Origin of the sequence: Streptomyces sp. N50, assembly GCF_033335955.1 — a bacterium.
Classification (GTDB): Bacteria; Actinomycetota; Actinomycetes; order Streptomycetales; family Streptomycetaceae; genus Streptomyces.
Window position 1 is genome coordinate 6,059,503 of sequence record NZ_CP137549.1, and the last position, 24,814, is coordinate 6,084,316.

Here is a 24,814-nt window from a genome sequence, read left to right on the forward strand (position 1 = left end):
CGCACGGGCGGGTTCGCATTGCGCCGCACGGGTGGGCTTCCCGGCGCCCCTCGCCGTGTCGCCCTTCATGGCCGAACCGTTTCCTCTTCAGTGGCCGCAAAGATCTGATCAGCTCCATATACGCCCATAAGTGATCAGAAGTCCCGCGGCTTACCGGAGGTAGCAGTGATGTCCCACGACGGCGTCAGACTGCGCGCGGTCATGCGCTCGGTCGCCTTCCTCACCGCGGGCGCGCTCGCGGTGACCACCCTCGCGGCGTGCAGTTCCGAGGACGAATCGGGCAAGCCGCTGGCCGGGCAGGACATCGCGCCGGTCGGCCGTGACCTGGTCGCCGACGGCGGCACCCTGAACTGGGCCGTCGACGACGTACCGGAGACCCTCAACACCTTCCAGTCGGACGCCGACGACGCCACCACCCGGGTCGCGCAGGCCGTGCTGCCCGCGATGTTCCGGCTCGACGCGCAGGGACGCCCGCAGCGTGACGCCGACTTCCTGGAGTCCGCGAAGGTCGTCGACACCGAGCCCAAGCAGGTCGTCCTCTACAAGCTGGACCAGCAGGCCGTGTGGAGCGACGGCCGCGAGATCGGCGCCGCCGACTTCGCCGCCCAGTGGCGCGCCCTGTCCGGCAAGGACTCCGCGTACTGGACCGCGCGCAACGCCGGTTACGACCGTATCGAGAAGATCGAGCGCGGCGCCAACAACCTCGAGGTCAAGGTCACCTTCAGCAGGCCGTACGCCGACTGGAAGGCGCTGTTCTCGCCGCTGTACCCCAAGGACGTCATGGGCACCCCGGACGCCTTCAACGATGGCGCGCGCCGCAAGCTGAAGGTCACCGCCGGGGCGTTCGGTCTGCAGAAGGTCGACCGCAAGGACAAGGAGATCGTCCTCGCGCGCAACCCGCACTGGTGGGGCCGGCCCGCGAAGCTCTCCGAGATCGTGCTGCACGCCGTACCGCTCGACAAGCGGGCCGCCGCGCTCGCCGACGGCACGGTCGACCTGGCCGAGATCGACCCCGCCGACGCGAGCCGGATCGTCCTCGCGGGCCGGGCCAAGGGCACGAACACCCCGCTCCAGGGAGCGAGTTCGAGCTCCGCGGCCAAGGACGAGAACAAGAACGAGAGCCGGCAGAAGAAGAAGCTCAGCAAGAAGGAGCGCAAGGCGCTCGCCAAGTACCTGCGCCAGCAGGACGAGTTGCGCGCCTTCACCGTCCGCCGCTCCCTTGAGCCCGCGTACACGCAGCTCGCGCTGAACGGCTCCGAAGGCCCCCTCCGCGACGAGCGCGTCCGGCGTGCGGTGGCCCGCGCGCTCGACCGCACCGAGCTGGCGAAGGTCGTCCTCAAGCCGCTCGGTCTGCCCGCCGTGCCGGTCGGCAGTCACCTCGCGCTCTCCGGCCAGGCCGCGTACGCCGACAACAGCGGCGCGCTCGGCGACCACGACACCGCGGAGGCGCAGGCGCTGCTCGCCGACGCGGGCTGGGTGCCCGGCGGACCGCTCAAGGACAAGGGCGAGAAGGCGGCCGGTTCCGAGGGCAAGAAGGGCAAGAAGTCCGACGACGAGGCCGAGTCCGAGGGCGGTTCCGACGGGCAGTACATCGTCGGCGAGGACAACAAGGACCCGCAGGACCACACCAAGAAGCACGACAAGGCATCCGGGCACGGGGACGAGGGGTCCAAGCACCTCGCCGACGGCAAGCAGTACGACGGCCGCAAGGTGAAGCAGGGCGGTGCGCCCGGCGCGTACGCCCCCAAGGGCACGGCCGCCCCGGCCGGCGCGAAGACCGGGCCGCTCGCCAAGGACGGCAAGCCGCTCACCCTCCGCTTCGTGCTCCCGTCCGGCACCGGTTCGGAGTCGCTGGGCGCGGTCGCCGACAGCATCTCCCGGATGCTGGAGAAGGTCGGCATCCGCACGGAGATCACCAAGGTCTCCGACGACAGCTACTTCAAGGACCACATCGCGTCCGGCCAGTACGACCTCGCCCTCTACTCCTGGCCCGCGTCCGCCTACCCGGCCACCGACGCCCGCCCGATCTTCGCCAAGCCGGTCCCGGCGGCTGACGGTTCGCTGAACGTCGAGCAGAACTACACCCGCGTCGGCACCGACCAGGTCGACCAGCTCTTCGACCAGGCCGCCTCGACCCTCGACCAGGACGAGTCCGCCGCCCTGGTCCGCAAGGCCGACGCCCGCATCTGGGCGGCGGCCGGCTCGATCCCCCTCTACCAGCGCCCCCAGCTCACGGCCGCCCGCAAAACCGTCGTCAACGCCGGCTCCTTCGGCTTCCAGACCCCGGTCTACGAGGACATGGGCTTCCTGAAGAAGGGCGCGCACCCCTCTGCGAGCCCGACCAAGGACTGAGGGATTAGCATCACCCGCACATGACGAGCACGGCCGCCGTCCCGCAGCTGATCGCGGGGCGGCGGTCGTCGTACGGGGGTGGGTTGTGCGGGGTCGGGGCGCGGCGGTGGCCGTGATGGTGATGCTGGGCACGGCCGGCTGCGGAGCCGTAGCCACCGATGACGGGCGGTCCGCCGCCGGGGCGGCCACGATCTGTACGCACGGGACCTACACCTGGTCCGCTATCCGGCACGTGGAACGGCTGACCGGGCTGCCCGACCGGATCACCTACACCGACGGCGGGTACCAGGGCGTCATCAAGCCCGTCTCCGGCACCGTCTACCGCCCGACCGTGACCCACGCGCCCCAAGGCGTCGGCCCCGCCCGCGTGATCGAGGCGCTGGGCGCCCACCTCGACACGGAGGACCCGCTCGCCGGGCCGTCCGAAACGGCCGGGGACGAGGAGACGGACTTCTTCGACGAGCTCGGGGAACCCCGGCAGCTCTACTACACCTGGGAGTCGGTCGACCTGATTGAGGCCGACTTCACTTACCGCTGCGGACTGAACCCACCGGCGCACGGCCACGTGCGCACCTGGGACACCTACGGCGGCGGGTTCCTGCCCTGCTCCGAACCCTCCGAGGGCGTTCCGGCCAAGGTCGCCGCCGTGAAGCTGTGCCCCGCCGGATCCCTTGCCGTGACCGGCGTCTGACCGCTCCCACCGCCACCCGTAAGGCCCTGCGGAGGCCCCGTCCCCGTACGCCACGTACGATGGGGTAAGGCCGTGGCGTGTCCAGCCCGGCAGGGTCCGCGTAACACAGACGTACGCGCAGGCCTTCCTCACTCTCCGGGAGTTCGCCGCAATATGGCCACGCGCCACGACATCCGCAACGTCGCCATCGTCGCCCACGTCGACCACGGGAAGACGACCCTCGTCGACGCCATGCTGAAGCAGGCCGGTGCCTTCGCCGCGCACGCCGCCGAATCGCTCGACGACCGAATGATGGACTCGAACGATCTGGAACGTGAGAAGGGCATCACGATCCTGGCCAAGAACACGGCCGTGAAGTACCACCCGAAGGATGGCGGCGACGTCATCACCATCAACATCATCGACACCCCGGGCCACGCCGACTTCGGTGGCGAGGTCGAGCGCGGTCTGTCGATGGTGGACGCGGTGGTGCTGCTCGTCGACGCGTCCGAGGGCCCGCTGCCCCAGACCCGCTTCGTGCTGCGCAAGGCGCTCCAGCAGCGCCTGCCCGTCATCCTGTGCATCAACAAGACGGACCGCCCGGACTCCCGGATCGACGAGGTCGTCAACGAGACGTACGACCTGTTCCTGGACCTGGACGCGGACGAGGAGCAGATCGAGTTCCCCATCGTCTACGCGTGTGCGCGTGACGGCGTGGCCTCGCTGACCAAGCCCGAGAACGGCACCGTCCCGCAGGACAGCGACAACCTGGAGCCCTTCTTCTCCACGATCCTGTCGCACGTCCCGGCCCCGCAGTTCGACGAGGCCGCCCCCCTCCAGGCGCACGTCACCAACCTGGACGCGGACAACTTCCTCGGCCGTATCGCGCTGCTCCGCGTCGAGCAGGGCGAGCTGCGCAAGGGCCAGACCGTCACGTGGATCAAGCGCGACGGCACGATGTCCAACGTGCGCATCACCGAGCTGCTGATGACCGAGGCGCTCACCCGCAAGCCGGCCGAGATGGCGGGCCCCGGTGACATCTGCGCCGTGGCCGGCATCCCGGACATCATGATCGGCGAGACCCTCGCCGACCCCGAGAACCCGATCGCGCTGCCGCTCATCACGGTCGACGAGCCGGCGATCTCCATGACCATCGGTACGAACACCTCGCCGCTGGTCGGCCGCGGCGGCACCGGCAAGGGCGCCACCGCGAAGGCGGCCGTCAAGGACCGCAAGGTCACCGCCCGCCAGGTCAAGGACCGCCTGGACCGCGAGCTGATCGGTAACGTCTCGCTGCGCGTCCTCGACACCGAGCGTCCCGACGCCTGGGAGGTGCAGGGCCGCGGTGAGCTGGCGCTGGCCATCCTGGTCGAGCAGATGCGCCGCGAGGGCTTCGAGCTGACCATCGGCAAGCCGCAGGTCGTCACCCAGCAGGTCGAGGGCAAGACGTACGAGCCCGTCGAGCGCATGACGATCGACGTGCCCGAGGAGCACATGGGCGCGGTCACGCAGCTCATGGGTGTCCGCAAGGGCCGGATGGACAACATGTCCAACCACGGCTCGGGCTGGGTCCGCCTGGAGTTCGTCGTCCCGTCCCGCGGTCTCATCGGCTTCCGTACCGAGTTCCTGACCGGGACGCGCGGCACGGGCATCGCCCACTCCATCCACGAGGGCCACGAGCCGTGGTTCGGCGTGCTGACGACCCGTAACAACGGCTCGCTGGTCGCCGACCGCGCCGGTGCCGTCACCGCGTTCGCGATGACGAACCTCCAGGAGCGCGGTGTGCTGTTCACCGACCCCGGCACCGAGGTGTACGAGGGCATGATCGTCGGCGAGAACTCGCGCGCCGACGACATGGACGTGAACATCACCAAGGAGAAGAAGCTCACCAACATGCGCTCGGCCGCCGCCGACTCGTTCGAGGCGATCGTGCCGCCGCGCAAGCTCTCCCTGGAGCAGTCCCTGGAGTTCTGCCGCGACGACGAGTGCGTCGAGGTGACCCCGGAGGCCGTTCGCATCCGCAAGGTCGTCCTCGACCAGAAGGAGCGCGGCCGCTCCGCGAGCCGCGCCAAGCACGGCTGACGCATACGATCGCAGGCCGTTCCAGGCGCTGTTACCGGCCAACTGAGCCCGGGTGCCCCCATCTTGGGGGTGCCCGGGCTTTTTGCAACCGAATTAAGCCCCGTTTCCCGAGGCGGTCTGTCCGTAATGCGGAGATCCTCGCCCGATACCCATGTAACAAGTCCGTTTCGTGGCCTTCTCGCATCGAACAGTTTGTCCATGTTTTGGAAGATGTACGCGCGAGCTGTGACTGAATTGAGATTTAAAGACAGTGGTCGGCACCTGGCGCATGGCAGATAGTTAGCCGCGTAGCGCTCGGGTCAATGGGTCATCGCGCCGTGGGGACGGCGCCGACTCGCGAGCACCAGGGGGTGTCTGACCCTCCGCCAGGGGTGGCGGGGGAAAGACGTGAACCCCCTCCTGTTGGTGAACACGTGGAGTCATGAGGAGGAGCCCCATGCGTGGTGTCACGAACGCCAGGTGGGACACGCCGTCCGTCAGTAGCAACTTCGCCCGCCCATACGGAGATTGGCTCTGAGGAGTCGGCCGGCGGTCTAGTGCCGCCGTTCAACTACGCGCGTCCGGCTGCGGGATCTCCCGCCGCACCGGGACGCTCCGGACCTCTTTCCTAGCTCCGAACGGTGATCGCGCACATCCTGCGCCGGTCGCCCGCTCGGCACACCCACACCTGTGAAATGGGCGAACAGTGACAAGTCCTATCGACATTGAGGGCGGCGGAACCTCGGTCGTCGTCGACGGCGAACCAGGGCCGCAGGCGGAACCCGAGGCCAAGAAGATGGAGGGCCGGTCGCCCGGCCAGCTGATGTGGATCCGCTTCAAGCGCGACCGCACCGGCGTGATCTCGGCCTACGTCGTGGCCTTCTTCTTCCTCGTCGGGCTCCTCGCACCACTGATCTCCAAGCTGTACGGCAAGGACCCGTACACCGTGTACGCGGACGAACGCCCCGAGCTCTTCGACAGCGCGGGCGTCCCGCTGCAGCCCAACGGCGGGATCAGCAGCCAGTTCTGGTTCGGCCTCGAACCGGGCAACGGCTACGACGTGTTCACCAAGCTCCTCTACGGCATCCGCACCTCGCTGATGATCTCCGTCTGCGTGACGGTCGCGACCGTTCTCACCGGCATCCTGCTCGGCGTCGCGGCCGGCTTCCTCGGCGGCAAGTCCGACTACTTCATCAGCCGGGTCATCGACTTCCTGCTGGCCTTCCCCGCCCAGCTGTTCTTCATCGCGAGCATGCCCGTCGTGGTCTCCCTCTTCGTGAGCCCGACCGACGAGACGCCGACCTACGTCCGTGTCGTGGCGCTCATCGCGGTGCAGTGGTTCCTGGGCTGGATGAGCCTCGCCCGCATCCTGCGCGGCACCAGTCTGGCCCTGCGCGAACGGGAGTTCATCGAGGCGGCCCGGGTCAGCGGAGCCTCGTCCTGGCGGATCATCAGCAGAGAGATCCTGCCGAACGTGGTCACGCCGATCCTCGTGCAGTCCACGTACATGCTTCCCGGCTTCGTGACCGCCGAGGCCGGCCTGTCCTACCTGGGCGTGGGCATCGTCGAACCGACGCCGGACTGGGGACAGATGTTCTCCAAGGCGTCCACCGAACTCGTGATGTCGAACGACATCACCTACATGTTCTTCCCGGGTATCTCGATGATCATCTTCATCGTGGCCTTCAACCTGCTCGGGGACTCGGTCAGGGACGCCTTCGATCCCAAGACGGCACGCTGACCGTCCGTTGGCGGGCGTTCGCGCCCGGCTACCGCACGGCAACACAGCAATCCAGCACGGCGATCCAGCACGGGAATTCCTTTGTGCACTGGTGACACACAGATGGGTGGAAACTGAGTGATGAGTAGGGGCGGACGCCACGTATACGCCGCGCTCTCCGTGCTCGCGGCCGGGGCTCTTGTGCTCACCGGTTGCAGCAAGGGCGGCAGCGACGCGAGCGACAACAACAAGCAGGACAAGGAGAACGCGGCAAGACAGCAGAAGTCGATCAAGTTCGGCGACACCGCGGACTCCACCGGACCGGCCGCGGCCGTACCGGGTGCCAAGTCGGGCGGCACGATGGAGGTGCTCCAGCGTGACAGCTACGCCCACCTCGACCCGGCCCAGATATACGTCTCGGACGAGGGCTCGCTCGCGACCCTGATCCACCGGGGTCTCACGGGCTACAAGACCACGACCAACGACGGCAAGGGCCACGAGGTCGTCGGCGACCTCGCCACCGACTCCGGTACCACCACGGACGGCGGCAAGACCTGGAAGTACACGCTCAAGGACGGCATCAAGTTCGCCGACGGCACGCCGATCACGTCCGCGGACTTCCGCCAGACCTTCGAGCGGCTCTTCGCGCCCTTCATCAACCAGGGCCCGTCCTACCTCCAGCAGTGGCTGGCCAACACCTCCGGCGCCGACTACCGCAAGCTGCTGCCGGACGGCCCGTACAAGGGCAAGCACCTGCCGAGCAGCGTCCTGGAGACGCCGGACGCGAAGACCATCATCTTCCACTTCAAGGCGCCGCACTCGGACCTGCCGTACGCGCTCGCCATGGCGGGCTACGCCGTCGTCTCCGCCAAGGGTGACACCCAGGCGAAGTACGACAAGTCGCCGGTGACGAGCGGCCCGTACAAGATCCAGTCGTTCAAGTCCGGCAAGTCGATGGTGCTCGTGAAGAACACCAACTGGGACCCGAAGACGGACCCGATCCGCCACCAGTACGTGGACCAGTTCAACTTCACGTTCAACCAGCAGTTCGAGACGTCTACGAAGGCGCTCCTCGCGGACAGCGGCGCGGACCAGACCGGCATCAGCTTCAACAACCAGGTCGACGCGGGCAACCTGTCCAGCGTCCTCAAGGACCCGAAGCTGAAGTCCCGCACGGTCTCCGGCTACCAGCCGTACGTGGGACAGATGAACATCAACAACAGCCACCCGGCCATGAAGGACAAGACGGTGCGTGAGGCCATCGCCTACGCGCTGCCCATCACGCCGTTCCTCCGTGCCTTCGGCGGCACCGACGCGATGGAGGTCGCCGGCGGCACCATCAGCCCGACCGTCTCCGGCTACAACGCCGCGTTCGACCCGTTCGGCAAGAAGAAGAAGCCGGCCGGTGACCCGGAGAAGGCCAAGGCGCTGCTGAAGAAGGCCGGCAAGCTCGGCATGAAGCTGACCTTCGGCTACACCAACACCCCCGAGGGCCAGCAGTACTCCACCGCCATGGCGGCGGGCCTGAAGAAGGCCGGCTTCAACGTCCAGCGCCAGGAGATCCCGGCCGAGACCTACTACGACCAGGTCAGCAAGCTGGACAACAACTACGACATCTTCCACACCGCGTGGGGCGCCGACTGGCCGTCCGCCTCGACCGTCGTCCCGCCGCTCTACGACGGACGCGGCATCGCCGACGGTGCGCAGAACTACTCGCAGGTCAACGACCCCAAGGTGAACGCCGACATCGACGCGGCGAACAAGATCACCGACCCGGTCAAGGCCGCGGCCGCCTGGGAGAAGATCGACGAGTACCTCGTGAAGGACCTCGTCGCCTTCGTCCCGACCGCGTACTACAAGCAGACCCAGATCGCCGGTTCCAAGGTCGGCGGCCTCGTCTACGACGACGTCATCGGCGGCGTCGACCCGCGTCGCCTGTTCGTCAAGTAACCGCCGTCCGTCCGGCACCCGGTGCTCCCGCCCCTCTCCGGGGCGACGCACCGGGTGCCGGGCGGCCCGCCGACGTCAGAGAGCTGCCCCTGTCATGCTGCGCTTCCTCGTCCGCCGGTTCCTCGGCGCCGTCGTCATCCTCTTCCTGCTGAGCATCGTCACGTTCCTGCTGTTCTTCGGGATGCCACGCGACCCGGGCCTGCTGATGTGCGGCAAGACCTGCAACCCGACCAGCCTCGCGAACATCCACCACGTGCTCGGCCTCGACAAGCCGATCAGCACGCAGTACGGGATCTTCCTGAAGAACCTCGTCATGGGCAGCAGCGGCTTCGCCCAAGGCCCCTGCCCCGCCCCGTGCTTCGGGTACTCGTACCACACCAACGACCTCGTCTGGGCCACGCTCATCGACCGGCTGCCCACCACGGTCTCGCTCACCCTCGGCGGTGCCTTCTTCTTCCTGCTCATCGGTCTCGGCACCGGCCTGCTCGCCGCCTGGAAGCGCGGCACGATCATCGACAAGACGGCCACGGCCGGAGCGATGGTTCTCAGCTCGATGCAGATCTACTTCCTGGGCCCGCTGGCACTGGCGCTGCTGGTCTATCAGACCCACATCTTCGACAAGCCGGCGTACAACAACTTCACCGCGAACCCGGTCAGTTGGTTCACCGGGCTGATCATCCCCTGGGTGGTGCTGTCCACGATCTTCGCCGCGCAGTACACCCGTATGGCGCGCTCGGCGATGATCGAACAGCTCCAGGAGGAACACGTCCGTACGGCCAAGGCGAAGGGCATGTCCCGCAGATACGTCTTCTTCCGCTACGCCTGGCGCGGTTCGCTGATCCCCATCGTCACCATCTTCGGCATCGACCTGGGCGCACTGCTCGGCGGCGCCATCATCACCGAGTACACCTTCAGCCTGCCGGGCCTCGGCAACCTCGCGGTCCAGGCCGTGTTCTACAGCGACCTGCCGCTGCTGCTGGGCGTGATGCTGTTCTCCGCCACCATGATCCTTCTCTTCAACATCATCGTCGACGCCTGCTACGCCTTCATCGACCCGCGCGTGCGGCTGGCCTAGGAGCACTCGTGACCACATTGACCAAGGAAGCCGGAGCTCCCTCGCCGGCCGACGCGGGTGCCTTTCTCTCGGTGCGGGACCTGCACGTCAGCTTCAAGACCGAGGACGGCGTCGTCCGTGCCGTCGACGGTCTCTCCTTCGACGTCGCACGCGGCAAGACGCTGGGCATCGTGGGGGAGTCGGGCTCCGGCAAGTCGGTCACCAACCTGACGATCCTCGGCCTGCACAACCCGATGTTCACCACCGTCGAGGGCGAAATCCTCCTGGACGGCCAGGAGTTGACCACGGCCCGCGAGTCCGAGATGGAGAAGCTGCGCGGCAACAAGGTCGCCATGATCTTCCAGGATCCGCTGACCGCGCTCTCCCCGTACTACACGGTGGGCCGCCAGATCGCCGAGCCGTACATGAAGCACCTGGGCGCCTCGAAGAAGGCCGCCTGGGCGCGTGCGGTGGAGATGCTGGGCAAGGTCGGCATCCCCAACCCGAAGGAACGGGCGAAGGACTACCCGCACCAGTTCTCCGGCGGTATGCGCCAGCGCGCGATGATCGCCATGGCACTGGTCTGCGACCCCGACCTGCTGATCGCCGACGAGCCGACCACGGCATTGGACGTGACCGTCCAGGCCCAGATCCTCGACCTCCTCAAGGACCTCCAGCAGGAGTTCGGCTCCGGGATCGTCTTCATCACGCACGACCTCGGCGTGATCGCTGACATGGCCGACGACATCATGGTGATGTACGCGGGCAACGCGGTGGAACGCGGCTCGACGAACGAGGTCCTGCGCTCACCCCAACACCCCTACACCTGGGGCCTGTTGAACTCCATGCCCCGCCTGGACTCGGACCTGAGCGCGCCGTTGGACCCGATCCCCGGCGCCCCGCCGTCCCTCCTGAACCCGCCCTCGGGCTGCCGCTTCCACCCCCGCTGCACCTTCCAGGACCGGGTCGGCGGCACCCGCTGTGTCACCGAACGCCCGCTGCTCGCCCCCGACCGCGCCTCGGCCTGCCACCTCACGGCGGACCAGAAGCGCAGCATCTTCATCGAAGAGATCAAGCCCCGACTGGGCTAGGAGGAGACGTCATGACAGAGGACCTCGTCCTGCCCGCCCCGCGCGACGCGGTACCGGAAGCCGCCGGCGACCCGTTGCTGGTGGTGGAGGGCCTGACCAAGCACTTCCCGGTGAAGGGCGGCTTCCCGATCCGCCGTACGGTCGGCGCCGTCCAGGCCGTCGACGGCATCGACCTGACCGTGCACGTGGGGGAGAGCTTCGGCCTGGTCGGTGAATCAGGCTGCGGCAAGTCGACGACGGGCCGGCTGATCACCCGCCTGCTGGAGCCGAGCGCGGGCCGGATCACCTACAGCGGCCAGGACATCACCCACGCCTCCCGCAAACAGCTGGCCCCGATCCGCTCCGAGATCCAGATGATCTTCCAGGACCCGTACTCGTCGCTGAACCCGCGGCAGACGGTCGGGAAGATCATCTCGGGTCCCATGGAGATCAACGACATCCAGCCGGAGGGCGGCCGCGAGGCGCGCGTCCGCGAACTCCTGGAGATCGTCGGCCTCAACCCCGAGCACTACAACCGCTTCCCGCACGAGTTCTCCGGCGGCCAGCGCCAACGCATCGGCGTGGCAAGGGCGTTGGCCCTCGAACCCAAACTGATCGTGGCGGACGAACCGGTCTCGGCCCTGGACGTCTCGATCCAGGCCCAGGTGGTGAACCTGCTCCAGGAGGTCCAGAAGGAACTCGGCATCGCGTTCCTGTTCATCGCCCACGACCTCGCAGTCGTACGACACTTCTCGCACCGCGTGGCGGTCATGTACCTCGGCAAGATCATCGAGGTGGGCGACCGCGACTCCATCTACACCCGCCCCCGGCACCCGTACACCCACGCCCTGCTCTCCGCGGTGCCCGAGGTGAACCTCAGCGACAACGAGACGGTCGGCCGCGAACGCATCCGCCTCGCCGGCGACGTCCCCTCCCCGATCTCACCCCCTCCGGCTGCCGCTTCCGCACCCGCTGCTGGAAGGCCCAGGACAAGTGCGCGACCGAGGAACCGCCACTGATCCAGATCGAGGGCAACCGCGCCGCCCACCTGACGGCCTGCCACTTCCCGGAGGAGCCGACGATCGAGGCACGGGACGAGGACATCGTGCTGGACCCGGCGTTGGCCGCGCTGGAGGAGTCGCTGGAGGACTAGGTGTTGCTGCGACCCGGAGCCGCGATGTGACCGTTGGGCCGCCCGCTTCTTGTCAGTGTCGGGATTGCGGGAGCCGAGTAAAGGGCGCTCCCTGCGGTCGCGTCGGCAAGCCGATTCCGCTGCGCTCCACCCTTGACTCGTCTCCCGCAATCCCGTTTCAGAAGCGAGCGGGCGGCCCCGAGGCATGGGTGGCCAGGCATGCCTGCCCGTGCCTGTACTGCGTTGCCGGCCGGTGTGGAGGGTGCGCGTTCGCGTCTCGCCTGCACGCCGGGCCGTCTCAGCGGCCAACGGCGAGTGGGGGGGGCGGGGGTGGGATGGGGATGGGGTGCGGATGGGGTGCGGATGGGTGGGTGCTGGAGGCTGTAGGTGAAACTAACCCCTGTAACGCACTTTGACCGGTTAGAAATAACCCCGGCTTCCAGAGAGGACCGGGTCGGAGGTCGAGGTGGCGCGCCGGCATCTCGCCCGCACGCCGCCTCGGCTCAGCGACTACCGGCCGGTGGGGGCTTCCCGGTCAACACTGGACGGCAGCCCGGGTAATGGCTCCCGGCCTGCGGAAGGGTGGCGGGCGAAGCGGAAGTGTTCGCACTTCCCCGACCCGCCCATCCCCACCCATCCCCGCCCCGCCCCTCTGGAGGCTGGGGCCATTTTCTAACCAGTCAAAGCCCACGACGATGGTTAGATTTACCCCCGGCTTCCCGCAACCCCCCAACCGCCCGCCCAACCACCCGCCCGCCCAACCATCCACCCATCCACTCGCCCACTCACCCGCCCACCCACTCAGCCGCCCACCCATCCACTCACCCGCCCACCCACTCACCCAACCACCCATCCACTCGCCCACTCACCCGCCCACCCACTCATCCACTCGCCCACTCACCCGCCCACCCACTCATCCACTCAGGGTTGGCCGCTGAGCCGGGGTGGCGTGCTGGCGAGACGGCAGCGCGCACGCTCGTGGCCTCACACCCCACCGGCAGACAGCCGCCGAGCCGAGGCGGCGTGCTGGCGAGACGCGAGCGCGCCCCGCCCACCGGGGGTTAGCCGCTAAGCCAGCCCGGCGTGCTGGCGAGACGCGAACGCGCCCCCACCACACCGGCCCGCAACACAGTTCAGACAGGGGGATAGGTACCTGGCCACCCATCCTTCCGGGCCGCTCGCTCGCTTCTGAAACGGGCTGGAGCGGGCCGTGTCAAGGGTGGAGCGGAGCGGAATCGGCTTGCCGACGCGACCGCAGGGAGCGCCCTTTACTCGGGCCGCGGAAGCCCGACACTGGCTGAGAAGCGAGTGGCCCAACGGCAACCAGAGAGCGCCCTAGCTGCACCGGCCCGTAGTTTCAGCCACGGTGATGATCTCGGGACTGTCCAGTGTCAACTCCCCCCGCCCCCAGTCGCCATACCGCTCCACGACGACAAACCCGGCCTCGCTCAGGAAGCCGTCCAGGGTGTCGGTGTCGAGGAACCGCAGGGTGGTCCGGTCGACTTGAGGCCGTTCCCACTGGGGACCTTCGAAGGTCTCGGTGAACGTGACGCGTTCCTCGCCCGCAGCCACGGACTCGACCTCGTGCCACACGCGTACGACCCCGCCCCGCCCGTCCGGAATCTCCCGCACCCGTTCCGGCGTCCACCCCTCCCACACCCGCGCCCCCGGATTCCGCGTCTCGAACATGAACCGCCCGCCGGCCACGAGAGCGGTACCTACGGCACGTAGGGCGAACCGCAACTCCTCGTCGCCGAGCAGCACTTGGAAGGCATGGCCGGTCATGACGGCGAGTTCGAACTCGCCGTGCCACTCCCGTGCGCGCAGATCTCCGAGCACCCACTCGACGCCGGGTTCATGGGCCCGCGCCCGCACCAGCATCGCGGCGGCGGGATCGAGTCCCATCAGCCGTCCCCGATGCCCCTCCTGCCGGGCCCGCCCGAGCAACCGCCCGGTACCGCACCCGACATCGAGCACGGAGTCTGCGGACATGACCAGCCCGAGACAGAAGTCGTCGCCGGGCCCCCACGGGTTGAGGGTGTCGTACAGCGCTGCGAGCGAAGGATCCGCGAACGAACGGTCGACCACTGCGGCAGTGTGTCACGCCGAACCTGGTCCGTCCGTTCATGGCGAAGGCCCGCGCCTGGGTGGGCGCGGGCCTTCGTCCCCTGGAAGCGGACGTTCATGGGCTCGGGTCAATGGGCCGGTGAAAGTCCGTTCCTGAAGGGGGCGGCTGACTAAAGGGGTGTGTCAGGCCGCCGCCTCGGGGTCCTTGGAGAGACGGGGTGCCGGAACGGTGTCCGCCGTCTCGGGGTAGTGGCATGCGGTCAGGTGGCCCGGCTTGTTGCCCTCGACCTGCACCAGCGGCGGAGCCTCCGTCGCGCACTTCTCCGTCGCCTTCCAGCAACGGGTACGGAAACGGCAGCCCGAGGGCGGGTTGATCGGCGACGGCACGTCACCGACCAGCCGGATGCGATCCCGGGCGGGCGTCTCGTCCACCGTGGCCTCGGGCACGGCGGACAACAGGGCCCGCGTGTAGGGGTGGCGCGGGTTGCCGTACAGGTCGTCGCGGTCGGCGATCTCCACGATCTTGCCCAGGTACATTACCGCGACTCGCTGTGAGAAGTGCCGGACGATCGCCAGGTCGTGGGCGATGAACACGAACGCGATGCCGAGTTCCTTCTGGACCTTCTGGAGCAGGTTCACGACCTGGGCCTGGATCGACACGTCCAGGGCCGACACCGGTTCGTCCGCGACGATCAGCTTGGGTTCGAGGGCCAACGCGCGGGCTACGCCGATGCGTTGGCGCTGGCCGCCGGAGAACTCGTGCGGGAAGCGGTTGTAGTGCTCGGGGTTGAGGCCGACGATCTCCAGCAGCTCACGGACGCGCACCTCGCGGCCGCCGGCCGGATTGATGTCGTTGATCTCCATCGGGCCGGACACGATCTTGCCGACCGTCTGCCGCGGGTTGAGCGAGGCGTACGGGTCCTGGAAGATCATCTGGATCTCGGACCGGATCGGCGCCAGCTGCTTGCGGCCCGCGTGCGTGATGTCCTGGCCGCGGTAGTGGACCGTGCCACCGGTCGGCTCCAGCAGGCGGGTGATCAGCCGGCCCGTCGTCGACTTGCCGCAGCCCGACTCGCCGACCAGGCCCAGGCTCTCGCCCTCGCCGACCTGGAAGTCCAGCCCGTCGACGGCCTGCACGGCACCGACCGTACGCCGGATCGGGAAGCCGCCCTTGATCGGGAAGTGTTTGGTCAGCCCGCTGACGTCCAGGAGGGGGTTCGCGTTGCTCATGATGGTGAAGTCCCGTTTCTTGTACGTCAGTTGGCCGGGCTGCCGGCGAGGTCGGCGAAGAACTCGCTGCGCTGGTCAGCGGTCAGGTGGCAGGCGGAGCCACGACCGTCCGTGATCTCCAGCGGCGGACGCTCCGTCGAGCACAGATCGCCCTCCACCTTCTCCGCGAAGGCGCACCGCGGGTGGAAGCGGCAGCCCGACGGCGGGTTCAGCAGCGACGGGGGCGAACCGGGGATCGGGTTCAGCGGCACGTCCACCGGACCGTCCAGGCTCGGCATCGAGCTGAGCAGACCCCAGGTGTAGGGGTGCTGCGGGGTGCGCAGCACCTCCTTCTTCGTGCCGCGCTCCACACACCGGCCGCCGTACATCACCAGCACCTCGTCCGCGATGTCCGCGATGACACCGAGGTCGTGGGTGATGAAGATGATCGCCGTACCGAACTCCTTCTGGAGGTCCTTGAGCAGGTCCATGATCTGGGCCTGCACGGTGACGTCCAGGGCGGTGGTCGGCTCGTCCGCGATCAGCAGTTCCGGGTCGCAGACCAGCGCCATGGCGATCATCGCGCGCTGGCGCATACCGCCGGAGAACTGGTGCGGGTACTCGTCGACGCGCAGGTCGGGCTGGGGGATGCCGACCCGGGTCAGCATCTCGATGGCCCGGGCGCGTGCCTCCTTCTTGGAGCAGCCCGTGTGCTTGCGGTACGTCTCGCCGATCTGGACGCCGACGGTGTGGTACGGCGACAGCGAGGCCAGCGCGTCCTGGAAGATCATCGACATCTTGTTGCCGCGGAGCTTCTCCAGCGTCTTCTCCGACGCGCCGTTCAGCTCCTGGTCGTCGAGGACGATCGAGCCCTCGACGGTGGTGCTCTCCGGGTTGTGCAGGCCCAGGATGGTCAGGTTGGTGACCGACTTGCCGGACCCCGACTCACCCACGATGCCCAGCGTCTTGCCGCGTTCGAGGTCGAAGGAGAGACCGTCGACGGCCTTGACCGTGCCGTCCTCGGTCGAGAAGTGCACCTTCAGGTCCTTGATGGACAGGAAGGGCTGCTGATCGGTGCTCGTCACGGGGACGCTCCAGAGGGGGTGATGCGGGGTAGCTGGTGGGGGCGGGCGAGGTCAGGCGAGCCTGATGCGCGGGTCGATCAGGGCGTACACGGCGTCGACGACGATGTTGGCGATGACCACGAAGGAGGCGGTGATCAGCATGACGCCGAGCAGCATCGGCAGGTCGTTCGTCGAGACCGACTTCACCGACAGCATGCCGATGCCCTGGAGGCTGAAGGTCTTCTCGGTGATCATGGCGCCGCCGAGGAGGACGCCCAGGTCGATACCGAAGATGGTGACGATCGGCCCCATCGCACCGCGCCAGGCGAAGCGGAAGAACACCTTGCGGCGTGAGAGGCCCTTGGCCCGGGCCGTGCGGACGTAGTCCTCGCTGAGCGTCTCGACCAGTTGGGAGCGCGTCATACGCGTGTAGTTGGCGGTGAAGATGATCGACAGCACGAGCCAGGGGAGCAGCAACCCGTTGAACCACGAGGCCGGGTTCGAGGTGAAGTTCGTGTAGGACGGCTGGTCCAGGATGTGCCACTGGTACACGAAGAAGTACAGAGCCAGCGTGCCCACGAAGTAGATCTGCAGCGACGAGGCGATCAGCGAGGCGCTGCTGGCGACCTTGTCGGTGGCCTTGCCCTGTCGCACCGCGGCGAGCATGCCGGTGCCGACACCGAAGATGAGGAACACGACGGAGGAGCCGATGGCCAGGGAGAACGTCGTCGGGAACCGGTCCATGATCGTGGACAGGACGGGCTCGCGGTTGACGAACGAGTAACCCAGGCACGGAGCGTCGCAGTTGCCGAAGCCGGGGTACTCCCGGCCGAAGAAGATGCCCGTCAGCCAGTGCCAGTACTGGACCGGAATCGGGTCCGAGATCCCCATGTTGTGGCGGATCACCTGGAGCGTCTCCGGGGTGCAGAGCTTGCCGCAGGCCATCCGCGCCGGATCGCGCGGCACCGCGTAGAAGAGCATGAACGTGATCGCGCTGATGATGACCAGCGTGATCACGGCGCCGAGGAGCCGGCGGACGAGGAAGCGAAGCATGGGGAGTGGCTTTCCTGGGAGGGCCGTCGTGAGGAGGGGCCGGACCGGGGGTGACCGGGGGCCACGGTGGACGAGCCGAGGGTGGGGCGGCCACAGCCGCCCCACCTCTCAGGGGTGGATCAGGACTTGACGTACAGCTTGTAGAGCATGCAGCCGTCGAAGTTCGGGTCCATCTTCACGTTGCCGAGCTTGGAGCCGTGCAGGTACAGACGGCGCATGTAGACGTCGGGGATGAACGCGCCGGTCTCGGTGACCTGCTTGTCCAGCGCCGCCCACATGGCGTTCGCCTTGTCCTGGTCGGTCTCGGCGGTGGCCGCCTTGATGGCGGCGTCGACCGCGGAGTCCTTGAGGTGCGAGTAGTTCGAGCCGCCGTCGGCGATCGCCTTGCTGTCGAACAGCGGCTGGAAGACCGAGTAACCGGTCGGCCAGTCGGCGGACCAGCCACCCCAGTAGATGTCGTACGGGTTGGCGACCTTGCCGGTCTGGTCGTACCAGGTGGTGGAGTCGATGCCCTTGGTGACGACGTCGAAGCCGGCCGCCTTCAGGGCCTGCTCGACGACGACCTTGATCTTGGCCTGGGTGTCGTCCTGCTGGTAGGCGTAGACGATCTTGGTGCCGGTCTTGCCGGCCTTCTTCAGGATCGCCTTCGCGGCGGCCGGGTCGCCCGCCGGGTTCTTCAGCTTGCCCCAGACGTCCTGCGACTTGTAGCCGGCGACGAGCGGGCTCATGATGCCGGTCGCGTAGTCACCGCGGATGGAACCACCCTGCAGCTGACGGATCGCGGCGGTCGGCCAGGCCTTGATGATGGCCTCGCGGACGTCCATGTCGGTGACACGGGTCGTGTTGATCCAGTAGACGCTGGTGCCGCTGCTGAGGCCCTGGAAGATGCGGTCCTTGGCGCTGGTCTGCGCCTGCTGGACGCGCTCCTGCGGGATGGTGCGCCAGCTGACGGCGTACTGGTCGTTGCCGGCGTCGGCGATCAGCCGGTCGATGGCCGTGAGCTGCTCGATACCGAAGGTGAAGTTGAACTGGTCCGGGTAGGCGTTGCGGATCGGGTCCGTCTTCGCGTCCCAGTGCTCGTTGCGCACGAGCACCATCGACTTGTCGGTGACGTGCGACTTCACCCGGTAGGGACCGTTGGAGTACGGCTTCTTGTCGTAGTCCTGCTTGGTGTCGTGCTTCACCGGGGTCGGGGCGTAGGAGTTCATCGCCACGACGTAGTTGAAGTCCGGACGCGCCTCGGAGAGGTGGAACGTGATCGTCTTGCCGCTGGTGACGATCGACTTGAGGTGCTTGCCCGAGTACGGACCCGAGTACGACTTGCGGTAGTTCTGCGTGCCCGTCAGCCACGTCTGGACGTACATGGCGCCCTCGGTGATGTAGCTGGCGAAGGCGCGCTCGATGCCGTGGCGGACGTCGTCGACGGTGACGTCGGAGCCGTCCTCCCACTTGACGCCGTCCTTCAGGGTGAAGGACCAGGTCTTGCCGCCGTCCTTCATGGTGCCCGTGTCGGTGGCGAGGTCGCCGACCAGGGTCTGGGAACCGTCGTCCGCGACCTTGTAGCCGGTGAGGCCACGGGAGAGGACGACCGCGGCCAGCGAGTTCCAGGCGTAGTAGATGCGCTGCGGGTCGAGGTGCGAGAAGTCGTCGTCGTTGAGCAGCGAGACGGTGCCGCCCTTCACCGCGCCCGAGACCTCGGGGGCCGGGCCGGTGGAGTCGGCGGCGGTGCCGATCTTGACCACGGTCGCGTCGGCCTTGGCAGCCGCCTGCTTGCCACCGCCGGAGCTGCCCGACGTGGAGTCACCGCTGCTGCACGCGGTCAGCACGGAGCCCGACGCGGCGGCAACGCCGGTGGCTATCAGGAAGTTTCTGCGCGAAAAGGACATCGCATCCTGCCTTGGAAGTGAGAGTGATGAGAGAAACCCGGCACCTCGGCGTCTTTGCCGTGGTCCTGAAAAGGGCCGGAGTCAGCGCTTGGTCTTCGGGTCGAGTGCGTCGCGCACGGAGTCACCGAGGAGGTTGAACGCCAGGACGAAGATCACCATCGTGATGCCCGGGAAGAGCAGGTAGGTGATGTCGTCCTGGTAGACGGCGGCGGCGCGGCCGAGCATGACACCCCAGTCGGGGGTCGGGTCCTGGATGCCGACGCCGAGGAAGGCGAGACCGGCCTCCGTGGTGACCATCAGCGGGAGGTTGAGGGTCGCCTGGATCAGGATCGGCGTCCACAGGTTGGGCAGCAGTTCCTTGAAGATGATCCGCGCCGGAGAGGCCCCGGTGACCTTGGCGGCCTCGACGAACTCCCGCTCGCGCAGGGCCAGTACCTGGCCGCGCAGAAGTCGGGCGATGGAGGCCCAGCCGAACAGGGTGAGGAGACCGATGAGGCAGCTCACCGTGAGCCAGGTCGGGGTGTTGTCGTCGGCCGAGACGAACAGCGCGAGCACCACCGGGGTGAACGCCACGAAGAACAGCTGGGACGGGAAGGCGAGCAGGATGTCGATGACCCGGCCGATGAACCAGTCGGTCTTGCCGCCGAGGTAACCGGCGGTGACACCGACCGCGACACCGATGATCACGACGAGGATCGTGATGGCCGTGGCGATCAGGAGGGAGTTGCGGATCCCGTAGAGCAGGAAGGTGAAGACGTCGCGGCCCAGGCCGGGTTCGATGCCGAACCAGAAGTCGCTGCTGATGCCGCCGTTCGGTTTGACGGGGTTGCTGTTGTCGCCCAGCAGCCCCGGGATGGAGAGTCCGTACGTCGTGTACGGGTTCTTCCCGTAGAGCTTGGCGATCAGCGGAGCGGCCAGCGCGATCACGAAGAAGAAGATCACGATGATCGCCGATATGACGCCCGTACGGTCCCGTTTGAAGCGGCGCCACGCGAGCTGTCCCGGGGACCTGCTCTCGTTGGCCTTCGAGTCGGGAGAAGTGATCGACTTCTCGACGCTCTCGTCGGTCGCCTCGAGCGTGGCAGCCGTAGATGGAGTTGGGGGGGTCATGGTGCTCCTGGCCCAAGGGAGGGTCTGATGAGACTCCGCAGGGCACTCCCCTACGGGCTACGCCGGACTTTTTCAACGCAATTCATGCAAGGTCAATAAAATCTGGGTCGGCTTGGGTTTCTCTTTACCTTCTTTACCTTGACTTGACCAATCCGTAGCTACGCGGGTAGCGCGCCGTAATCGATCTGTGCTTTAGATCGGGCCAACTGCGCGAAACGGGCAATGAGTTCGTTATGCGGACGCCTCTGTATCGGAATGCGTACATCAGGGCGTCACAATCCAACGGTTCCGCATCGCTTCGCAGTGATCCATTGTGCTCCATCCCGGAGATCCACTGAACAGGCGTCGGAGGTCCCCCGAAAGGGTGGGCCCGCAGGCGATGTGCTCCTTTTCGGTCGATATTGACCGGTAACGGATCGGCATGGATCGGCTTTCCTGAGGAGGCACTCGATGCGTGGAGCCACGCACGCCAAATGGGCCGCTTGCGCGGCGGCGGTAGCCCTCGCGGCGACCGCCTGTGGGGGCGGCGGAAGCAGCGGCGGCGGCGGTGGTGACGGCAGCGCGGTGCTCAGCGCCTCCTGGGGTGACCCGCAGAACCCGCTGGAACCGGCCAACACCAACGAGGTGCAGGGCGGCAAGGTCCTCGACATGGTCTTCCGCGGGCTGAAGCGGTACGACCCGAAGACCGGCAAGGCCCAGGACATGCTCGCCGACAAGATCGAGACCACCGACTCGCAGAACTTCACCGTCACCGTCAAGAGCGGCTGGAAGTTCAGCAACGGCGAGGCCGTCACCGCGAAGTCGTTCGTCGACGCGTGGAACTACGGGGCGAGCCTCAAGAACAACCAGAAGAACGCCTACTTCTTCGGGTACATCGAGGGCTACGACAAGGTCCACCCCGACAGCGGCTCGCAGAGCGCCGGCACGCTCACCGGCCTCAAGGTGACCGGCACCGACACCTTCACCATCAAGCTCACCCAGAAGTTCTCGACCTTCCCCGACACCCTCGGGTACGCGGCCTACTCCCCGCTGCCGAGCACCTTCTTCTCCGACCACGCGGCCTGGCTGAAGAAGCCCGTCGGGAACGGGCCGTACACCATCTCGTCGTACACCAAGGGCTCGCAGATGCAGCTCAAGAAGTGGGACGGGTACACCGGGACGGACAAGGCGCAGAACGGTGGTGTGACCCTCAAGGTCTACACCGACAACAACACCGCCTACACCGACCTGATGGCCGGAAACCTCGACCTCGTCGACGACATCCCGGCCTCGCAGCTCAAGAACGTCAAGAGCGACCTCGGCGGCCGGTACATCAACACGCCCGCCGGCATCATCCAGACCCTCGCGTTCCCGTACTACGACAAGAACTGGAACAAGAGCGGCTCGGACAAGGTCCGCCAAGGGCTGTCCATGGCCATCAACCGGGACCAGATCACCAACACGATCTTCCAGAAGACCCGCACCCCGGCCACCGACTGGACCTCACCGGTGCTCGGCACCGCGGGCGGCTTCCAGGACGGGCTGTGCGGGGACTCCTGCAAGTACGACCCGACCGAGGCGAAGAAGCTGGTCCAGGAGGGCGGCGGCATTCCCGGCGGCCAGGTCAAGATCACGTACAACGCGGACACGGGCTCGCACAAGGAGTGGGTGGACGCGGTGTGCAACTCCATCAACAACGCGCTCGGCAACGACAAGGCGTGCGTCGGGAACCCGGTCGGCACCTTCGCCGACTTCAGGAACCAGATCGGCCAGCACAAGATGACCGGGCCGTTCCGCGCCGGCTGGCAGATGGACTACCCGCTCATCCAGAACTTCCTCCAGCCGCTGTACTACACCAACGCCTCCTCGAACGACGGCCTGTGGTCCAACAAGGACTTCGACAAGCTCGTGAACCAGGCCAACGCGGAGACGGACACGAGCAAGGCGATCAAGCTCTTCCAGCAGGCCGAGGGCGTCGTACGGGACAACATGGCCGCCATCCCGCTCTGGTACCAGAACGGCAGCGCAGGCTACTCCGACCGGCTCTCCAACGTGGCCCTGAACCCGTTCAGCGTCCCCGTCTACAGCGAGATCAAGGTCAGCTGAGCCGTAGCCGTACAGGGGGCGGGCCCCGCGTGACCTGCCCCCATGAACCCCGGAGCCTCCATGGGACGGTACGTAATCCGGCGTCTGCTGCAGATGATCCCGGTCTTCATCGGCGCCACACTGTTGATCTTCCTGATGGTGAACGTGATGGGCGACCCCATCGCGGGCCTCTGCGGCGACCGGCAGTGCGACCCGGCCACGGCCGCCCAGCTGAAGCGGGAGTTCGGCCTCGACAAGCCCGTGTGGCAGCAGTACCTGACCTACATGGGGAACGTCTTCACCGGTGACTTCGGGACGGCGTTCAACGGCCAGAAGGTCACCGAGCTGATGTCGACCGCGTTCCCGGTCACCATCCGGCTGACCCTCGTGGCGATCGTCATCGAGGTCGTCGTCGGTATCGCGCTCGGTGTGGTCACCGGCCTCAAGCGCGGCCGCCCGATCGACACCGGCGTGCTGCTGCTCACCCTCGTCGTCATCTCCATCCCGACCTTCGTCACCGGCTTGCTCCTGCAACTGCTCCTCGGCGTCGAATGGGGCTGGATCAAACCGTCCGTCTCCCCGGACGCGACCTTCAGTGAACTCATCGTCCCCGGGCTGGTGTTGGCCTCGGTCTCCCTCGCGTACGTGACCCGGCTGACCCGGACGTCCATCGCGGAGAACAGGCGCTCCGACTACGTCCGTACGGCCGTCGCGAAGGGCCTGCCCAGGCGCCGGGTGATCGTCCGCCACCTGCTGCGCAACTCCCTCATCCCCGTGGTCACCTTCATCGGCACCGACATCGGTGCCCTGATGGGCGGCGCGATCGTCACCGAGCGGATCTTCAACATCCACGGCGTCGGCTTCCAGCTCTACCAGGGGATCGTGCGCCAGAACACCCAGACCGTGGTCGGCTTCGTGACCGTCCTCGTCCTGGTCTTCCTGGTCGCGAACCTTCTCGTCGACCTCCTCTACGCCGTACTCGACCCGAGGATCCGCTATGCCTGAGCAGCCGTTCGAACCGGAGCGCGCGATTGCCGGCACCGGCATGGGCGGCCCGATGGACCTCGCGACGAGCGAGGCGGAGACCCTGGAGAAGACACCCGGAGGACCCGAAGGCACGGGCCCGGCGGGCAAGCCCCGCTCCCTCTGGTCCGACGCCTGGCGCGACCTGCGCCGCAACCCCGTCTTCATCATCTCCGCGCTCGTCATCCTCTTCCTGGTGGTCATCTCCCTCTGGCCGTCCCTGATCGCCTCGGGCAACCCCCTCAAGTGCGACCTCGCCAAGGCCCAGGAGGGCTCCCAGCCGGGCCACCCCTTCGGCTACGACGGCCAGGGCTGCGACGTCTACACGCGCACGGTCTACGGCACCCGTACGTCGGTGACGGTCGGCGTGCTAGCCACGCTGGGGGTGGCGATCTTCGGTTCGGTCCTCGGCGGACTCGCCGGCTTCTTCGGCGGGATCTGGGACTCGATCCTGTCCCGCCTGACGGACATCTTCTTCGCGATCCCGGTCGTCCTCGGCGGCCTGGTGCTGCTGTCCGTGGTGACGAGCAACACGGTCTGGCCGGTCATCGGGTTCATGGTGCTGCTCGGCTGGCCGCAGATCTCCCGCATCGCGCGCGGCTCGGTCATCACCGCCAAACAGAACGACTACGTCCAGGCCGCGCGTGCCCTCGGCGCCTCCAACTCCCGCCTCCTGCTACGGCACATCACCCCGAACGCGGTCGCCCCGGTGATCGTCGTCGCCACCATCGCGCTCGGCACCTACATCTCGCTGGAGGCGACCCTGTCGTACCTCGGCGTGGGCCTGAAGCCGCCCACGGTCAGCTGGGGCATCGACATCTCGGCCGCCTCCCAGTACATCCGCAACGCCCCGCACATGCTGCTCTGGCCCGCCGGAGCCCTGGCGATCACGGTCCTCGCGTTCATCATGCTCGGCGACGCGGTCCGCGACGCCCTCGACCCGAAGCTGAGGTGACGGCGTGCTGACGCTGGAAGTGCGTGGTCTGCGGCGGGAGTCGCGGGGTGAGCCGGTCGCTCCGGGGGTCCCGGGACCGCCCTGCCCGTCCGGTGTCCCTGGCCCCCCGCGCCCGGCGGTCGCCGTGTCCGCGTTCTTCCTGCCCGGCGACGCGGTGCGCGACGCCCTCGACCCGAAGCTGAGGTGACGGCGTGCTGACGCTGGAAGTGCGTGGTCTGCGGCGGGAGTCGCGGGGTGAGCCGGCCGCTCCTGGGGTCCCGGGACCGCCCTGCCCGTCCGGTGTCCCTGGCCCCCCGCGCCCGGCGGTCGCCGTGCCCGCGTTCTTCCTGCCCGGCGACGCGACCCGCGACGCCCTCGACCCGAAGCTGAGGTGA

The 24,814-nt window shown here is 67.5% G+C and carries 19 protein-coding genes and 1 pseudogene; 13 read left to right on the plus strand and 7 right to left on the minus strand.

All coding sequences use genetic code 11. The annotated features are described in order from the left end of the window. Positions 1-168 precede the first annotated feature (168 nt). Complete coding sequence (locus R2B38_RS27440) at positions 169-2,352, plus strand: ABC transporter family substrate-binding protein (RefSeq protein ID WP_318018642.1); 2,184 nt, start codon at positions 169-171, stop codon at positions 2,350-2,352. Between the two features lie 10 nt (positions 2,353-2,362). On the opposite strand, the gene R2B38_RS27445 is transcribed toward R2B38_RS27440, so the two are convergent. After that, positions 2,363-2,554, minus strand: coding sequence for a hypothetical protein (locus tag R2B38_RS27445; protein ID WP_318018643.1), 192 nt, complete (start codon positions 2,552-2,554; stop codon positions 2,363-2,365). A 30-nt stretch (positions 2,555-2,584) separates the two neighbouring features. Between R2B38_RS27445 and R2B38_RS27450 the strand changes: the two genes are divergently transcribed. The 7 genes and pseudogenes from R2B38_RS27450 to R2B38_RS27480 all read left to right on the plus strand — a co-directional run bounded on the left by R2B38_RS27450 (position 2,585) and on the right by R2B38_RS27480 (position 12,030). Then, positions 2,585-3,043, plus strand: coding sequence for a hypothetical protein (locus R2B38_RS27450; protein ID WP_318018644.1), 459 nt, complete (start codon positions 2,585-2,587; stop codon positions 3,041-3,043). Between the two features lie 153 nt (positions 3,044-3,196). Then, complete coding sequence (gene typA, locus R2B38_RS27455; protein WP_033287173.1) at positions 3,197-5,104, plus strand: translational GTPase TypA; 1,908 nt, start codon at positions 3,197-3,199, stop codon at positions 5,102-5,104. Between the two features lie 685 nt (positions 5,105-5,789). Further along, positions 5,790-6,824, plus strand: a complete 1,035-nt coding sequence (locus R2B38_RS27460; RefSeq protein ID WP_318018645.1) for an ABC transporter permease — start codon at positions 5,790-5,792, stop codon at positions 6,822-6,824. Between the two features lie 120 nt (positions 6,825-6,944). Continuing rightward, complete coding sequence (locus R2B38_RS27465) at positions 6,945-8,753, plus strand: ABC transporter substrate-binding protein (RefSeq protein WP_318018646.1); 1,809 nt, start codon at positions 6,945-6,947, stop codon at positions 8,751-8,753. Positions 8,754-8,847: 94 nt separating this feature from the next. Further along, positions 8,848-9,828 carry an ABC transporter permease gene (locus R2B38_RS27470; protein WP_033287176.1) on the plus strand — a complete coding sequence of 327 codons (981 nt, stop codon included), beginning with the start codon at positions 8,848-8,850 and terminating at the stop codon, positions 9,826-9,828. Between the two features lie 8 nt (positions 9,829-9,836). Continuing rightward, on the plus strand, positions 9,837-10,898 hold the full coding sequence (locus R2B38_RS27475; RefSeq protein WP_033287177.1) for an ABC transporter ATP-binding protein: 1,062 nt from the start codon (positions 9,837-9,839) through the stop codon (positions 10,896-10,898). 11 nt (positions 10,899-10,909) lie between these two features. Next, positions 10,910-12,030 (plus strand): annotated as a pseudogene (locus R2B38_RS27480) (ABC transporter ATP-binding protein). 1,314 nt (positions 12,031-13,344) lie between these two features. Here R2B38_RS27480 and R2B38_RS27485 read toward each other — a convergent pair. The 6 genes from R2B38_RS27485 to R2B38_RS27510 form a co-directional block, all read right to left on the minus strand. Next, positions 13,345-14,097, minus strand: a complete 753-nt coding sequence (locus tag R2B38_RS27485; protein ID WP_318018647.1) for a class I SAM-dependent methyltransferase — start codon at positions 14,095-14,097, stop codon at positions 13,345-13,347. Positions 14,098-14,259: 162 nt separating this feature from the next. Further along, positions 14,260-15,306, minus strand: coding sequence for a dipeptide ABC transporter ATP-binding protein (locus R2B38_RS27490; RefSeq protein WP_318018648.1), 1,047 nt, complete (start codon positions 15,304-15,306; stop codon positions 14,260-14,262). Positions 15,307-15,332: 26 nt separating this feature from the next. Next, complete coding sequence (locus R2B38_RS27495) at positions 15,333-16,370, minus strand: ABC transporter ATP-binding protein (protein WP_318018649.1); 1,038 nt, start codon at positions 16,368-16,370, stop codon at positions 15,333-15,335. A 51-nt stretch (positions 16,371-16,421) separates the two neighbouring features. Further along, positions 16,422-17,402: an ABC transporter permease gene (locus R2B38_RS27500; protein ID WP_318018650.1), complete on the minus strand. Its 981-nt coding sequence runs from the start codon at positions 17,400-17,402 to the stop codon at positions 16,422-16,424. 119 nt (positions 17,403-17,521) lie between these two features. Beyond that, on the minus strand, positions 17,522-19,288 hold the full coding sequence (locus tag R2B38_RS27505) for an ABC transporter substrate-binding protein (RefSeq protein WP_318018651.1): 1,767 nt from the start codon (positions 19,286-19,288) through the stop codon (positions 17,522-17,524). A gap of 81 nt (positions 19,289-19,369) precedes the next feature. Continuing rightward, the gene (locus R2B38_RS27510) at positions 19,370-20,398 is read right to left on the minus strand and encodes an ABC transporter permease (RefSeq protein ID WP_318018652.1); all 1,029 of its coding nucleotides are present in this window, start codon (positions 20,396-20,398) and stop codon (positions 19,370-19,372) included. A 450-nt stretch (positions 20,399-20,848) separates the two neighbouring features. Here R2B38_RS27510 and R2B38_RS27515 point away from each other — a divergent pair, with 450 nt between their 5' ends. From R2B38_RS27515 to R2B38_RS27535, 5 genes are read left to right on the plus strand one after another with little or no spacing between them, the layout of a single operon-like run. Further along, the gene (locus R2B38_RS27515) at positions 20,849-22,483 is read left to right on the plus strand and encodes an ABC transporter substrate-binding protein (protein WP_318018653.1); all 1,635 of its coding nucleotides are present in this window, start codon (positions 20,849-20,851) and stop codon (positions 22,481-22,483) included. Positions 22,484-22,543: 60 nt separating this feature from the next. Continuing rightward, entirely contained in the window at positions 22,544-23,467 is a 924-nt protein-coding gene (locus R2B38_RS27520) for an ABC transporter permease (protein ID WP_033286816.1), read from the plus strand. Beyond that, positions 23,460-24,440: an ABC transporter permease gene (locus tag R2B38_RS27525; protein WP_318018654.1), complete on the plus strand. Its 981-nt coding sequence runs from the start codon at positions 23,460-23,462 to the stop codon at positions 24,438-24,440. The genes R2B38_RS27520 and R2B38_RS27525 overlap by 8 nt, the downstream gene beginning before the upstream one ends. Positions 24,441-24,444: 4 nt before the next feature. Next, on the plus strand, positions 24,445-24,627 hold the full coding sequence (locus R2B38_RS27530; protein ID WP_318018655.1) for a hypothetical protein: 183 nt from the start codon (positions 24,445-24,447) through the stop codon (positions 24,625-24,627). Positions 24,628-24,631: 4 nt separating this feature from the next. Then, positions 24,632-24,814, plus strand: a complete 183-nt coding sequence (locus R2B38_RS27535; protein ID WP_318018656.1) for a hypothetical protein — start codon at positions 24,632-24,634, stop codon at positions 24,812-24,814.

Coding starts and splice junctions, on each gene's coding strand:
- R2B38_RS27515 (WP_318018653.1), top strand. CDS start 20,849: ATGCGTGGAGCCACGCACGCCAAATGGGCCGCTTGCGCGGCGGCGGTA.
- R2B38_RS27510 (WP_318018652.1), bottom strand. CDS start 20,398: ATGACCCCCCCAACTCCATCTACGGCTGCCACGCTCGAGGCGACCGAC.
- R2B38_RS27500 (WP_318018650.1), bottom strand. CDS start 17,402: ATGCTTCGCTTCCTCGTCCGCCGGCTCCTCGGCGCCGTGATCACGCTG.
- R2B38_RS27440 (WP_318018642.1), top strand. CDS start 169: ATGTCCCACGACGGCGTCAGACTGCGCGCGGTCATGCGCTCGGTCGCC.
- R2B38_RS27470 (WP_033287176.1), top strand. CDS start 8,848: ATGCTGCGCTTCCTCGTCCGCCGGTTCCTCGGCGCCGTCGTCATCCTC.
- R2B38_RS27520 (WP_033286816.1), top strand. CDS start 22,544: ATGGGACGGTACGTAATCCGGCGTCTGCTGCAGATGATCCCGGTCTTC.
- typA (WP_033287173.1), top strand. CDS start 3,197: ATGGCCACGCGCCACGACATCCGCAACGTCGCCATCGTCGCCCACGTC.
- R2B38_RS27490 (WP_318018648.1), bottom strand. CDS start 15,306: ATGAGCAACGCGAACCCCCTCCTGGACGTCAGCGGGCTGACCAAACAC.
- R2B38_RS27505 (WP_318018651.1), bottom strand. CDS start 19,288: ATGTCCTTTTCGCGCAGAAACTTCCTGATAGCCACCGGCGTTGCCGCC.
- R2B38_RS27525 (WP_318018654.1), top strand. CDS start 23,460: ATGCCTGAGCAGCCGTTCGAACCGGAGCGCGCGATTGCCGGCACCGGC.
- R2B38_RS27465 (WP_318018646.1), top strand. CDS start 6,945: ATGAGTAGGGGCGGACGCCACGTATACGCCGCGCTCTCCGTGCTCGCG.